A 14,540-nucleotide genomic window follows, 5' to 3' on the forward strand; every position below is an offset into this window, starting at 1 on the left:
ATCTTCGAAACATTATTTTTAACGTTCTTCGGTAAACTCAACATGGTAATAGATTAAAAATCAGAACGCTTAAGCTTTATTCCCTTTTACCATTTGTAAAAAGGTATAAACATAACATCCAACGCAAATGGCGAAAAGACTTTCTAGTAAAGCGAAAACTGTCATTATTAGCGTTAAGACCATTGCCAATTTGTAAAAACTTAATAGAAACATTGCTGTAATTAACAAGCAAAATACAAAGCCCAAAGTTGCAGCAAATTTTTTGGGAGCCAAATCTTTCATTTGAGGTTTTAAAGATAAAGCGTTCGAAATTCTGATGGCTACAAATTTCAGCAAACTATATTTTCCTGAGCCAAATGCTCTTGCAGCAAAATCAAAAGACAATAGCACAATTGCCCAATAGTTAGAAAATGATACACTGCAAATCGCTACTATCGCAACGATAAAGGCAATAATTCGCACAACATTTTCATTTACTCTTTCTGCTGATATTGGGCAAGATAACTCCATAATTTATTTTTGTAAAGATATTGAATTGTTGCCATCAATAAAATATTTTCCTTAACCTTGTAGAATTCATTCCTATATTTAATAACATAAATTACGCATCAACAATATAGAATGGATAATTCCGAACAGTTAAACCTGCTTTTAATTAAGCTGGAGAATTTATTACTTAGACAACAAGGTTTCGAAGCTGAAATTGAAGCTTTAAAACAGCAAGTTAGAGCGCTCCAATCTGGAACAACTCACATTGTTGAAGCGCAAAAAGTGCCTCCGGTAGTAATTGCACCTCCGCCTAGAAATACGCCTCCTAATGCTGTTGCTCAAAACTCGGCAGCGCCAAATTCTGTTCCAAGTCCGTTTCCACCACGAGTAAACCAATCGCAGAGCAATTTTGCAGATAAGTTTAAACCTGAAAACATGGTTAAATCCGATTTCGAAAAATTTATCGGAGAAAATTTAATTAGTAAAATCGGAATCCTGATTTTAATTCTTGGTGTGTGCATTGGTGCAAAATACGCTATCGACCATGATATGATTAGTCCGCTGACTAGGATAGTTTTAGGCTATGCAGTTGGTGCGGGTTTAATGGCTTTTGCCATCAAATTAAAAGAGAAATATGGAAATTTTTCTGCGGTTTTAGTCAGCGGTGCAATTGCCATAATGTACTTTATTACCTATGCAGCCTACGATTTTTATTCGCTCATTCCCCAGGCCTTAGCATTTATTTTGATGGTCGTTTTTACATCGTTTACCGTTGTAGCAGCGATAAAATACAATAAACAGGTTATCGCTCATATCAGTTTGGTTGGTGCGTATGCAGTTCCATTTTTACTAAGTGATGGCTCGGGAAAAGTTGGAGTGCTATTTTCTTACATGGCCATTATTAACATAGGGATTTTAATTTTAAGTTTCAAGAAATACTGGAAACCTTTGTTTTATGCATCCTTTGGTTTAACCTGGGTAATTTTTGTTTCATGGCGAATGGACTTGGGTTTAGACAATAAATTCTTTGAATTATCATTACTATTTTCGACCATATTCTTCCTCACATTTTACATTACCAACCTCGCTTATAAGGTAACCCGAAAAGAAATTTTTGGCTTCAGCGATGTGGTTATTCTATTTTTAAATTCATTCATTTACTACGGGATCGGTTATTTCATCCTTGGAGAAAACAAGAATAGCGTAGAATTATTAGGCTTGTTTACACTAGCTAATGCCGTTATTCACTTTGTGGTAAGTTTAATTATCTATAAAAAAGAACTAGCCGATAAAAACCTGTTCTACCTGATTTTGGCAATGGTATTAACATTTATCACTATCGCTATACCTGTGCAACTTAATGGCGGTTGGGTAACCATATTTTGGACGGTTGAGGCCGCTGTGTTGTTTTATTTGGCTCGAATTAAAAACATTACGATTTATGAGAAGCTATCTTTTCCATTGATTTTTCTGGCATTTCTTAGTCTGCTACAAGATTGGACCAGCTACTTTGATTACTATCGCAATGATTCAGCTATCACACCAATATTAAATGTTGGTTTTTTAAGCTCTTGTATTTTCATCGGATGTTTTATCTGGATGTTTAGCGTGAGCAAAAACAAAACCGAAAAACCTGCTGAGTGGCCATGGATGAGGCAGATTTTGAGTTACGCTATTCCATCAATCTTACTTTTAACGGTTTATGTAACCTTTAGATTAGAGATTTCTAAATACTTCGATAACCTGATGCAATCTACAAGAGTTACGCTGCATCAAAGAATTGGTACTGATGAACCAAACTACGAGTTCAACTACAATTACGAAACACTTAAAACTGCCTGGATTTACATATATACACTATTTTTTGCTTCAATATTAACCTATTTCAATATTAAAAAATTGAAGAATAGCGAGCTTGCAATTGCAAATTTGACCATCAATTTATTAGTTGTGGTGCTATTCTTAACCCACGGACTTTATACTTTAAGCGAGCTTAGAGATAATTACTTATTTCCAGATAGCAGATATTTCACAATCAGTGCTTTCAATATTGGCATCAGATATATCTCAATGGTCTTTTTTGCATTCCTGATTGTTCAATGTTATCAACTACAAAAATCCGCATTACTTAAAAAGGATTTTAAAACCATGTTCGATTATCTACTTTATATTTCCATTTTGTGGGTTATTAGTAGTGAATTGATTAACGTTTTAGAATTATCTGGCACCCAAGAAAGTTATAAATTAGGTTTGAGCATCCTTTGGGGTAGTTATTCTTTATTCTTAATTGGTATGGGTTTAGCAAAAAACAAAAAACACTTACGTATTGGTGCAATGGTATTGTTTGGCATTACTTTAATTAAGCTCTTCTTTTACGATATCTATTCTTTAGGTACAATTGCCAAAACCATCGTTTTTGTATCGTTAGGTTTGCTTTTGCTCATCATTTCATTCCTTTATAACAAGTATAAACATTTAATTATTGATGATGTTAAAGTTGAAGATTAACCTGCTTTTATTGCTTTTACTAATTATTATTGCCGCAAAAGCACAAACTAATACTTACAAATTTAAACGGGATATAACCGGCGTAAATTCTGTTTGGCACAGCATGAAACTGCCCGACCAATTGTATAAAAATGCGAATGCTGGGTTTGAAGATTTAAGAATTTTCGGCATCAACGGGAAAGATACCATTGAGGTTCCCTACCTTCTAAAACAACGAGGTGATAAAACTGAGAATAAAGCGATTGCATTTAAACAAATTAATCAGAGTTCAAATCCAAACGGATATTATTACACTTTTCAATCTGACGCAGCTATCACTATTAACCAAATTAATTTGTCTTTCAAACAAGATAATTTCGATTGGCAAATAACACTCGATGGAAGTAACGATAATCTAACATGGTTTTCAATCTTAAAAGATTACCGTATTCTTTCTATCAAAAATAATGATACGAATTATCAGTTTACCAAGTTGAGTTTCCCGAATTCTAACTATAAGTATTTCAGAGTTGCCTTGAAAAGCCCTGTTCAACCTGAATTATTGGAAGCAAAAATTTCGAAAACCGATACCATAAAAGGAATCTATCAGGATGTAAAATATAAAACTTTTGTAGTCAAAAACGATGCGGTTAACAAAGAAACAGTTATTGATGTTACTTTAAAAAATGCTGTTCCAGTAGCTTATTTGAAATTAAATGCCCAAAGTGATTTTGATTTCTATCGTTCGATTAAAATTGAGTATGCAACCGAAAGTTTCAAAACCGATAAAGGCATACAATACAATTATGCCAATCTTTTTGAAGGCACAATTAGTTCATTGGAAAAACCCGAATATCATTTCGCAAACACCATCACATCTAGGTTAAAAATTACCATTCAGAATAACGATAATAAACCGCTCCGCTTAAGCAGAGCCGAACTTAAAGGGAATGTTTATGAAATCATCGTACGTTTCGATAATCCGACATATAATTACGCTTTATATTATGGAAATGAAAAAGCAACATCGCCAAGTTACGAAATTGAGAAATTCGAAAATGAAATTCCTGCCATTTTAACTTCTATAGCTATTGGCCAAGAACAACAAAATCCTGCATATTCTATCAAAACCGAAAAACCATTATTCGAAAATAAAACTTGGCTTTGGCTTTTAATGGCTGTAATTATAGCATTGTTAGGTTGGTTTTCATTTAAAATGTTGAGGAATTAGAATTAAATTAAAAAAAATATGAAGAATATTTTTCAGACAGAAGTAACTAACGAAGTTATTGATAGAATTAATAAACTTACACCTACAATAAATCAATTGTGGGGCAAAATGAATGTTTCTCAAATGTTGGCTCATTGCAACATCACCTACGAGATGGTTTACGACAATACTCATCCAAAGCCTGGTAATTTTATGAAATTCATTTTAAAAAACCTAGTAAAAGGTAAAGTTGTAAGTGAAAAACCTTACCCTAAAAGCAGCCAAACAGCACCTCAATTTATTATTAAGGATGAAAAAGAATTTGCAAAGGAGAAGCAGCGATTAATCGACCACATTAATAAAACACAGAAATTAGGCGAAAATCATTTTGATGGCAAGGATTCGCATTCATTTGGAAAGCTAACCAAACAAGAATGGAACAATATGTTTTACAAACACCTAGACCACCATTTAAATCAATTTGGCGTTTAGTAATCAATAATAATAATAATACAGTTCTCAATCATGAAAAGATTAACGATTTACATTGCGTTAATCATCCCACTTTTTCTTTGTACTTCATGGGGATTTTTTGCTCATCAAAGAATCAATAACCTGGCAATATTCACCTTGCCATCGGGCATGATAGGTTTCTACAAAAAGAATATCAAATACATCACCGAACATGCTGTTGATCCCGACAAACGTAGATATGCAGATACGTTAGAAGCACCGAGACACTATTTAGATGTAGAAAATTATGAAAAATCTATCGATAGCATCCCCGAAAAATACACTGATGCTTTAGCAAAATACGGTCTGAAACAATTAAATGCAAATGGAATCGTGCCATGGCAAATTCAACGGACCTACTATAGTTTAGTTAGGGCATTTACAAATAGAGATTCGATTAAAATTTTAAAGTATTCTGCAGATTTAGGTCATTACATTGGCGATGCACACGTCCCTTTGCACACCACATCAAATCACAACGGACAACTAACAAACCAAGTTGGTATCCATGCATTTTGGGAAAGTCGTTTGCCAGAATTGTTTTCGACTAATTACAATTTCATTGTTGGTAAGGCAAATTATATCGAAAATCCTTTAAAAGAGGCTTGGAAAATTGTTAAACATACCAATAGCCTAGTTGATACGGTGTTAACATTTGAGGCACAGCTATCAAATTCTTTTCCATCAGATAGGAAATACAGTTTTTCTGAAAGAAATAATACCGTTTTAAAGCAATATTCTCTGGCTTACGCTACTGCTTATCATACTAAAATGGAGAAAATGGTTGAAAGGCAAATGCGCTCTTCAATACTACAAATTGGTTCATTCTGGTATTCTGCCTGGGTTGATGCTGGCCAACCAGAACTTAGAAACTTAGTAAGAATAGAGCCAGATACAACTGAAAAGAAACTAGATATTGATGTGGAAAAGAAATATCAAACTGGCAAACCAATAGGAAGAGAGTTGTAAAAGACTCAAAATTTTCATTATTGTGCTGTGATCATGAGCTTGAGGAAGTCGTTTAAAGAAAACAATTGAAATCGTTTCGAAAAGCTCAACATCACAGACGTAGAAAAAAACTGCTTTTTTTGTGTTCTAAACAAAATCCTATTTAGAATCTTCGCCTTCTATAATTTCTTCTATCTTTTTAGGTTCCATTCTACTTTTAACGGCTGCCCAAATTGCTGGCACGAATGTTACAGTAGCGATAAAAAGAATTACCAATTCAAAGTTATTTTTGATAATAGGAATCTGCCCTAATAAATAACCTCCAAGCAGCAAGGCTACAATCCAAGCTACACCACCAATTATGTTGTAATATGTAAATTTACCGAAAGGCATTTTTGCAATACCTGCTACGAATGGCGCAATGGTTCTAAAAATTGGCAAAAACCTGCTTAACATAATTGCTTTACCACCATGTTTCTCAAAAAACTCATGAGATTGATGATAGTATTTTAGCTTTAATATTTTGTTATCTTCTTTAAAAACACCAGAACCCAAAACTGTTCCAAGCTTGTAATTTAGCGTATTTCCGGCAATAGCAGCAACAATTAAAATGAGCAGCATTAACCAAATGTTTAAACCAGTGTTACCACCCGCAATTAGCGCACCAGCTGCAAAAAGCAAAGAATCACCCGGTAAAAAAGGAGTAACAACAAAGCCAGTTTCAGCAAATATGATTAAGAATAAAATGAGGTAAGTCCAAGTCTGATAATCGCGAATGATTTCTGCTAAATGAACATCTATGTGGGCAATAAAATCCCAAAGTTGGTGTAGTAATTCCAATGTTTTTAATTTTATGCAAAAGTAGGAATATCAAATTGATAAAAAGACTATTCCAGATTTATAAGTGATTTAATTTAATTGTTAACAATCAAACGTTCTCTAAGTTTGCCTTTATCATTCCCTTTGTTTACACCATCGATAACAATTGTATATGTTTTCCCTTTGTAGAAATTTGTATAAGATAGTGTATCTACAACAGTTGAGCCTACGAGATTAAAATACAACTTTGAATCTTTTCCAGTTGGCATCATGATGTACCCACTATTTTCGCCATTCCCTAAGCTGGTAGTAAAGCTAGAAGTTTCATTCCTTATTTCAACTCTTGAGGGTAATGTAAAGCCAGCATTAATAAAAAACAATCTAGATACTGCCGTATCCGGCGTTAAATCATCTTCAAAAACTTTTAAAACCGAATCAATTTCCGATGTTCTTACATAGTAAACTGAATAGTTTTTCCCTACTTCTAACGTTTTTTTTATTGTATCGCTACTTACTTGGGTTCCAGTATTCTTTGCAATAATGCTATATTCTTTATTTCCAAATGCTACTATATATTCACTATTACTGCTATAATTTATACCAGTAGCTGTTCGAACGCCGTTAAGATAAAAATCCTGACCTGGGCCATCTACAACATTAAAAAACCGAACTTTTGTATCTAAATCAAAATTATCATTCTTGACGCAAGACATCATTAAACAAATAAATCCTATGAAAAAGAATATTTTAAAAAATTGTGAAGGTTTAATTTTCATATATGTAGATAAACTTATCGACAAAGATAAACTTTGTAAGTTAATGATAAACGAATATCTGCTTAACTAATTATCTAGAATAATGTGAGGTTCTAGAGTTGCCGCTGTAAGTCCGCTAAACCAAATGGTATATATTTTTCCAGGCAATAATTCTGATGCGGCAATGGTTTTAACCGAACCCGACCCTACAACGTTACATCTTAAAGCTGCACCCCCATCAATATTAAAATAATTTGAATCTTCTTTAAATAATAATGCATTTATAAATGGAGAGCCTGCTTGTATACTTACATTTATACCGGTTAGAAAGGATGGCGTTAAATTGATAAACCTAACTTTGGCAGTTGATAGATCGGCATTGCTTAAATTATCTTCGAAATTAATAATTTGCTTATTGCCACTTCTATCAGAAACTAAGAAAGCACTGTATGTGATTGATGGAGTGAAATTTAAATTGCTATTTGTAGTTATATTATTGCTCCCAACATAACTTAAATTTCTGTTGCCCGAGGGAATTTTAATGTAGCTGCTTGTTTCTGCAAATGCCAACGGAGCCGTTGTTAGCTTTTCGTTATCCAAAAAAACTTCTTGCTTTATTTCAGGCTCAACCGAGTTAATAAGCTTAATTTTGGCTTGCCCTTGAACAATAACATCGGGCTCATTCTTACCACAAGAAATTAAAGTTTGACAAAAGATTAGTAAAAAGATAAGAGAGGTGTTTGAGACACGTTTTGTAAAGATTTTCATAGGGTAGTTGTATTTGGCAATAAACAAAATGGCTCGGTCAAAAACCAAGCCATTTAACTATGAAAACTAAAATAATAGTAGATTAATAACTGTTGTTTAGCATTACAGGCATCACTAACATTAAAACATCTTCATTTTCATCATTTGTTTGAGGAATCAATAACCCGGCTCTGTTTGGTGTCGAAAGCTCTAGTGTAACTTCATCTCCACTTAAATTACTAAGCATTTCGATTAAAAAACGAGCATTAAAACCTATTTCTAAATCTTCACCATCGTATTGGCAACTTAAACGCTCGTGAGCTTCATTTGCAAAATCCAAATCTTCTGAAGAGATATTTAATTCGCTACCATTTATTTTTAAACGAACCTGATGTGTGGTTTTATTCGCAAAAATCACGACTCTTCGCAGGGTATTTAAAAACAAACTTCTATCGATAACCAACTTATTCGGATTGTTTTGAGGAATAACTGCCTCATAATCAGGATAGCGCTCGTCTATTAAACGACACACTAAGTTTATATTTTCGAATTTAAAGAATGCACTTGTAGCATTATAATCTACAGATACGTTAATATCGGTTGATGGTAATGCAGCTTTAAGTAGTGTTAAAGCTTTCTTAGGTAAAATGAATGAAGTTGCTTTATCAGCTTTGCTATCCATGCGGCGGTAGCGAACTAACTTGTGCGCATCTGTTGCTACAAAAGTAATGTGCTGAGGCGATAACTGGCAATATACGCCTGTCATTGCCGGGCGAAGTTCATCATTACTTACCGCAAAAATTGTTTTGGTAATGGCCTCTGTTAAAACCGAAGCAGGTAAACTTACTGAAGAAGCGTTTTCAACTACCGGAATTTTAGGGAAATCATCACCATTTTCTCCGCTTAGTTTATATTTACCATCTCCTGCGCTAATTTCTATTGCGAATGTAGTATCATCAATATTAAAAGCGATTGGCTGGTCGGGTAATGTTTTAAGTGTATCTAACAAAATTTTAGATGGAACAGCAACTTTGCCTTCCTCTTTCGATTCAACAGCTAAAGCAGTAGTCATACTGGTTTGTAAATCTGTAGCTGAGATGGTTAAATTGCCATCCTTTATTTCGAAAAGAAAATTTTCTAATATGGGTAAAACTGTACTGCTGCTTGAGGCACCATTTACAGTTTGCAAATGTTTTAATAAAGTTGATGTGGATACAATAAATCTCATAATATCAATTAGTCTTCTTCAAAAATATAAAAATTATTTAGCGTACCTGTGCTTACGGTAATAATGTTGAAAAATCGCAAAGGATATCAACAATAGCAAGGGTACAACAATATTTATGATTTGCCATTTTGTTTTTTCGATTTTAACCTTTGCCTTATCTAATAATCTGATTTTAACCTCTTTATTACGCAATAAAATTAAATTATCATCATCGGCAAAATAATCTGCAATGTTTAACAACAATGCCTTGTTGCCATATGTACGTTGGGTAAATCTATCAAAACCTAATGGCAACGGTGAGTTATCTTTAGGCACCACCTGATTTTTAAAAACATCACCATCGCCAATAACCACCATTTTACTAGTTTTACTTACAATTTCTGTTGAATATGCGGTGCTAATTCCTGCAGGTAAAGGTCGCCCGGCAAATACTGAAGGGAAATTACCCTCAAGCAATATACCTGCACTTTTTAATGGGTTTTGCATTGTTTTGGGGTCGGGTTGTTCGGCAACCATTTGTAATGAAAACAGTTTAGGCACATTAAAAACTTTATTAAAGCCTGAAGTTGTTAAAATGTATGTTTTCTTTACACCTTTAGAGCCGATGGTATCAACCGTACTTGGAAATTCTGATTTTATTCCATCTAAATTCTTAACCAAACTAGCAGCCGTGTCTGGCAATAAAATTGGATAATATATCCATGGAACTAAATTAATTTGTGGCTGCTCACCTGCATTGCCGGTAGACACCGGGATTTCCGCAGCGTTTTTATCTGCAATGATGTTATAATTAATTCTGGCTCCATACATAAAAAGCATATCATCCAGGTTGAGGTTTTTATTAATAACCATTTGCTTACCACTTCCTCTTAGGCTATCTAATTCTGCTGAAACTTGGTCGATACTCCACAAAACCCGCCCACCATTCATTACAAAATAGTTTATTTTATACTTTTCAGTTTCTGAAAATGCAGTTTGCGGCTTAACAACCACCAATATTTTCAGTTTATCTAAACCAGCTTTATCGATGGTATTTAAATCTACCCGACCAACTTCATAGCTATTTGCTAAAGAATGCATGGCATCATAAAGTTGTAAATCGTTAGGTTCTCCATTGGCTTCTGTAAAACCAATCCTTGGATTACTCCCAATAATTACCTTTTTAATGCTCGAAGTGAATGTATATTCCAGGTTCTCGATGGAACGATTAATGTTATCCTCATAACTTCCGCCAGCATCTAAATTTTGAAGCAGTTTTACTGGCATCTGCCTCCCATTGCTTTCAATCATGGCCATGGGATAAACCAATTTCTGCGTTAAGCCGCTTTCGGTTTTCACAGTTAAATTTGTCGCTTCTATTCCTTGCTGATAAAGATTGTTAATTACCGTATCTTGATCTGCAGCAGTTAATCCCGCCAAAGGATCAACAAAAACTACCCTCATATCAGCCTTTGAGTAGGCTTTATAATCGCTTAATATATCTTTAACAGAATTTTGCAACCTTTTAAATGCAGCAGGCAATTCGCCATTTAAAAATACCGTAATAACAATTGGCTTTTCGGTTTTTTTTAGCAAACTTTTTGTTTTATCAGTTAAGGTAAATCGCTTATCTGCAGTAAAATCAAACCGATGGAAAAGGTATTTGCCACCAATATTTAAGATTAGCAAAACCAAAACAAAAAGCAAAATTTTAATCCACTTATTCATTATCGCTTCCCTCCCATTGCTAGTTTTGTAAATAATAAAAACAGGGTTGCAAAACTTACGAAATAGATTAAGTCGCGGGTATCTAAAACGCCTCTGCTAATCGATTGATAATGTTGATTGATGCCAAATGAAGAAATTGTGGTTTCGAAATTTTGCATAGCAAAAATCTGACTTGAATAATCAAATCCGATGTAAGCAAATGCACATAAAGCTGCTGAGATTGCGAAAGCAATAATCTGGTTTTTAGTTAAAGATGATGCAAAAATCCCAATTGACGTAAATGCAGAACCCAACAAGAATAAACCTAAATAAGATCCAATTACAGCTCCAGAATCTATATTTCCTTCGGGATAGCCTAATTTTGAAATGGAATAATAATAAATTGTAGTTGGAATTAAAGCGAAAAGCACCAAAACTAAACAAGCTAAATATTTAGCTGATATGATTTGCCAAAGCGTTAATGGCTTGGTAATTAACAGTTCGTAAGTACCTTCACGCCTTTCTTCGGCAAAAGAACGCATTGTAATGGCCGGAATTAAAAACATAAATAAATAAGGAACTAAGCTAAAGAAACCGCTAAGTTCTGCATATCCATAATCCAGCAGAGAGGTATCAGGAAAAAACCAAAGTAGTAAACCTGAAACCAACAAGAAAATACCAATGGTAATGTAAGCAACCATTGAACTTAAAAAACTATATAATTCGCGTTTAAATACTGCGTACATAAATACTAAATGCCGAAGATAACTAAATATTGATGCATATAAACTGATTTTGAAAGCAAAAGAATTGATGCAGTTTTTATACGGTTAGCTTTCTAAAAATATTTTCTAATGAGTCTTGATTGTTCGCCGACTTAATCCCTTCAATCGTATCTTTTGCTACAATTTTACCTTTGTTTATGATGATGATATAATCGCAGATAGCCTCTACTTCTTGCATAATATGTGTAGAAATAATAACCGTTTTATTTTTACCCAATGCTTTTATTAACGCCCGAATATCTACCAATTGGTTTGGATCTAAACCCGAAGTAGGCTCATCCAAAATTAAAACTTCGGGGTTGTGAATAATGGCTTGCGCTAAACCAACTCTTTGGCGATAACCTTTCGATAGCATGCCTATTTTTTTATGCTGTTCGGGCGTTAAGCCTACCATTTTGATAACTTCATCAACACGGTGCGACAAATTTTTTAACTGATAAGTTTGTCCTACAAAGTTTAAGAACTCTTTTACATACATTTCCGTGTAAAGCGGAGTATTTTCCGGAAGATAGCCAATGTGCTTTTTTGCCTCGAGAGATTGTGTTGAAATATTGTAATTTGAAATTTCAGCATTGCCAGATGTTGGCTCTAAATAACCTGTTAGCATACGCATGGTGGTCGATTTTCCGGCTCCGTTTGGACCCAAAAAACCTAAAATCCGCCCAGGTTTAGCCTCGAAACTAATGGCATCCACAGCTTTCTGTTTATCGTAATGTTTGGAAAGATTTTTAACCGAAATACTCATTTGTTTTATTTATAACTAACTACCCGATGCATCATGGCAATGACGTGATGAGATATTTAAGTCTGTAAAACTAATTAATGTACGCTGAACTTATCTTTTTATTATACCTAAATTTATCTAGCTGTTCGGCGGCCTGCCCAATATTATCTGACGATAAAATATCAGCACCATTATTTACCAAATGGTAGTACACATTTTTAGCTGGGTTTGCAATCGAACTATTATCAATGTTGCCCATAGTGCCTAAAATGGTTGTAATCCCTTTATTGTGTAGATACTCATAAAAATCTTTTTCAGGAGCGGAAACGCCGACAAATGCAACAATTCGATTATTTGGAATACCCAAACTATTTAATCTTTTTAACTCTGCTTTCTTTTGTACAGATGCCGAAATCATTAAATCTGGTGCCAAACGATGAACTTCTTTTGCTTGATTTGCCGAATAGGTAATGATAATGGAATTACTTTCTACTTTATATTGTTTTACTTTTTCAATCACTTTTGCATAAGAAACACCCTTTTTTAAATCTATGGTTAAAAGTACTTTTCCTTTGCTCCAGCTTAAAACACTATCCAAAGTTGGAATTTTAAAGTTGGTTTCTTTTCCATCATTATCTTTAAGGTTAAAAGCTTTCAATTCTTCATAAGTGTAATTACCAATTGCTCCGGTCCCCGTCGTAGTCCTATCAAGTTTATCATCATGCATAATTACCAAAACCGAATCTTTACTATATGCAATATCGAATTCAATTACCATTGGATTATAAGTGGTTGCATTATCAAATGTTTCGATGCAGTTTTCGGGGAAGCCGGGCATCGGTCCGCCGCGGTGTGCACTAATAAGTGGAAAACGATTTTCTGGCGACCATTTTAAAAACTGATAAAGTTCCTCTGTTTTGTTAAATTTAATATAGTGATGAACTTTTTCTTCTTGCTTACAGGAGATTAAGATGGCTACAAAACCAAGAAAAAGTAAATAATGAATTTTCATGGTTCAAAAATAGAAAAAAAATGGATGATGTAGGACGGTATTCTAGTGAAGAAACTTCTAATTTTTCACCTTCCAAGATTACCTAACCATTCATTAAGCATTAATTAAATCGCCATTCTTTAACCAATTAAGAACGACGATTTAATTAGTTGTTATCTTTGATTAAAGTATTTAATACTTCCCAAATTTGTAAGTTATTCCTACTCCCAAAGTTTCCTTTAATTGCAGTTTGCCAATTTGGTTATCATCATAAAATAAATCGGCAGTAATTTGGGTGGAAATGAATCTGTTTACTTTCAAATCTAAAATGCCTGAATACGCCATAACCAGATTTTGTGGGTCTTTTAAATAATTGCTAAAAACTCCGAATCTATTATCTAAAAAGATATTCTCCATTAATTTAGCTTTATAACGGCCACCAATGTATGCACCTAATTGATAAACAAAATGTTTTCCTGGTGTTACACCGAATGCATCTGTTAAAATTCCATCATTATCTGTGTCAAAAACTGCATCATCTTGTACAAAAGTTAATCTTGATGTAAGCGGATGTAAACTCAATTGAAAATTATCATTTGGAATATAATCTACTCCAAAACCTGCAGTTACATAACCGGGAGATAGAAAGTTAGACAAGTAACCCTGACTTGGTTTACTGTAATCGTAACCTTTGCTAAATTGAGTTTTTAGGTTTAAGGCTGCAGCGGCATACCAGTTACTTTGGTTAATTTGGTATCCGTAACGCGATGTTAAATCAATAACATCTTCTACTTTAGTTGTTGCGCTCCCTTTCTCCGAACGCAAACCGTAGCCCATTAAAACACGGTTTTCCCATAAATTTTTTTCGCGTTTTAGGTTAAATTCATAATCGGCCCGGGCGGTTAGCGCTAATGAATTTATACCGCCGGCTACCCAGTTGGAAAAGGCTGCTTGGTTTAGTAATAAAATATTAGTTCCTCTAACCGTCCAGCCTTCTATTTTTTTAGCGGTGTCGATTTTGTTTAAAATTTTTGTGCTTTCTGTGTTTACTTTTCCATTGTTAACGGTTTGGCTAAAACTATAAAAACTAATCAGGGATGATAGAATTAATAGTGTTTGTTTTCTCATTAAATTTTTTTTATTAACTGGCAAAACTAA

14 protein-coding genes are annotated in these 14,540 nt (G+C 33.9%); 4 read left to right on the forward strand and 10 right to left on the reverse strand.

The window, feature by feature from the left end:
* Positions 1-69: 69 nt before the first annotated feature.
* The gene (locus tag ACFOWA_RS15245; protein WP_378986621.1) at positions 70-510 is read right to left on the reverse strand and encodes a DUF4395 domain-containing protein; all 441 of its coding nucleotides are present in this window, start codon (positions 508-510) and stop codon (positions 70-72) included.
* A gap of 111 nt (positions 511-621) precedes the next feature.
* Here ACFOWA_RS15245 and ACFOWA_RS15250 point away from each other — a divergent pair, with 111 nt between their 5' ends.
* Genes ACFOWA_RS15250 through ACFOWA_RS15265 form a run of 4 tightly spaced genes read left to right on the forward strand, consistent with a single transcriptional unit; the run spans position 622 to position 5,668 of the window.
* Positions 622-2,997 (forward strand): DUF2339 domain-containing protein, encoded by a 2,376-nt coding sequence (locus ACFOWA_RS15250; RefSeq protein WP_378986623.1) that lies wholly within the window; start codon positions 622-624, stop codon positions 2,995-2,997.
* Between the two features lie 10 nt (positions 2,998-3,007).
* On the forward strand, positions 3,008-4,207 hold the full coding sequence (locus ACFOWA_RS15255) for a hypothetical protein (protein WP_378986625.1): 1,200 nt from the start codon (positions 3,008-3,010) through the stop codon (positions 4,205-4,207).
* A gap of 18 nt (positions 4,208-4,225) precedes the next feature.
* Positions 4,226-4,678 (forward strand): DUF1569 domain-containing protein, encoded by a 453-nt coding sequence (locus ACFOWA_RS15260; RefSeq protein ID WP_378986627.1) that lies wholly within the window; start codon positions 4,226-4,228, stop codon positions 4,676-4,678.
* Between the two features lie 33 nt (positions 4,679-4,711).
* Positions 4,712-5,668 (forward strand): zinc dependent phospholipase C family protein, encoded by a 957-nt coding sequence (locus ACFOWA_RS15265; RefSeq protein ID WP_378986629.1) that lies wholly within the window; start codon positions 4,712-4,714, stop codon positions 5,666-5,668.
* Positions 5,669-5,806: 138 nt separating this feature from the next.
* Here the strand turns inward: ACFOWA_RS15265 and ACFOWA_RS15270 are convergent, their stop codons facing one another.
* The 9 genes from ACFOWA_RS15270 to ACFOWA_RS15310 all read right to left on the reverse strand — a co-directional run bounded on the left by ACFOWA_RS15270 (position 5,807) and on the right by ACFOWA_RS15310 (position 14,510).
* Complete coding sequence (locus ACFOWA_RS15270) at positions 5,807-6,487, reverse strand: DedA family protein (RefSeq protein ID WP_378986631.1); 681 nt, start codon at positions 6,485-6,487, stop codon at positions 5,807-5,809.
* A gap of 74 nt (positions 6,488-6,561) precedes the next feature.
* Positions 6,562-7,242, reverse strand: a complete 681-nt coding sequence (locus ACFOWA_RS15275) for a DUF4397 domain-containing protein (RefSeq protein ID WP_378986633.1) — start codon at positions 7,240-7,242, stop codon at positions 6,562-6,564.
* A 66-nt stretch (positions 7,243-7,308) separates the two neighbouring features.
* A complete protein-coding gene (locus ACFOWA_RS15280) occupies positions 7,309-7,989 on the reverse strand; it encodes a DUF4397 domain-containing protein (protein ID WP_378986635.1) in 681 nt (226 codons plus the stop codon).
* Between the two features lie 82 nt (positions 7,990-8,071).
* Positions 8,072-9,196, reverse strand: a complete 1,125-nt coding sequence (dnaN, locus tag ACFOWA_RS15285; protein WP_123205398.1) for a DNA polymerase III subunit beta — start codon at positions 9,194-9,196, stop codon at positions 8,072-8,074.
* A 33-nt stretch (positions 9,197-9,229) separates the two neighbouring features.
* Positions 9,230-10,903, reverse strand: a complete 1,674-nt coding sequence (gldG, locus tag ACFOWA_RS15290) for a gliding motility-associated ABC transporter substrate-binding protein GldG (protein WP_378986637.1) — start codon at positions 10,901-10,903, stop codon at positions 9,230-9,232.
* A complete protein-coding gene (gldF, locus tag ACFOWA_RS15295) occupies positions 10,903-11,628 on the reverse strand; it encodes a gliding motility-associated ABC transporter permease subunit GldF (RefSeq protein WP_378986639.1) in 726 nt (241 codons plus the stop codon). The genes gldG and gldF overlap by 1 nt, the downstream gene beginning before the upstream one ends.
* Before the next feature lie 76 nt (positions 11,629-11,704).
* On the reverse strand, positions 11,705-12,412 hold the full coding sequence (locus ACFOWA_RS15300) for an ATP-binding cassette domain-containing protein (protein WP_378986641.1): 708 nt from the start codon (positions 12,410-12,412) through the stop codon (positions 11,705-11,707).
* A gap of 70 nt (positions 12,413-12,482) precedes the next feature.
* Positions 12,483-13,403 (reverse strand): glycerophosphodiester phosphodiesterase family protein, encoded by a 921-nt coding sequence (locus ACFOWA_RS15305; RefSeq protein ID WP_378986643.1) that lies wholly within the window; start codon positions 13,401-13,403, stop codon positions 12,483-12,485.
* 171 nt (positions 13,404-13,574) lie between these two features.
* Positions 13,575-14,510 carry a DUF3078 domain-containing protein gene (locus ACFOWA_RS15310; RefSeq protein ID WP_378986645.1) on the reverse strand — a complete coding sequence of 312 codons (936 nt, stop codon included), beginning with the start codon at positions 14,508-14,510 and terminating at the stop codon, positions 13,575-13,577.
* Between the last annotated feature and the right edge of the window lie 30 nt (positions 14,511-14,540).

The sequence above is a fragment of the Pedobacter lithocola genome (genome assembly GCF_042650845.1).
Lineage (GTDB): Bacteria > Bacteroidota > Bacteroidia > Sphingobacteriales > Sphingobacteriaceae > Pedobacter > Pedobacter lithocola.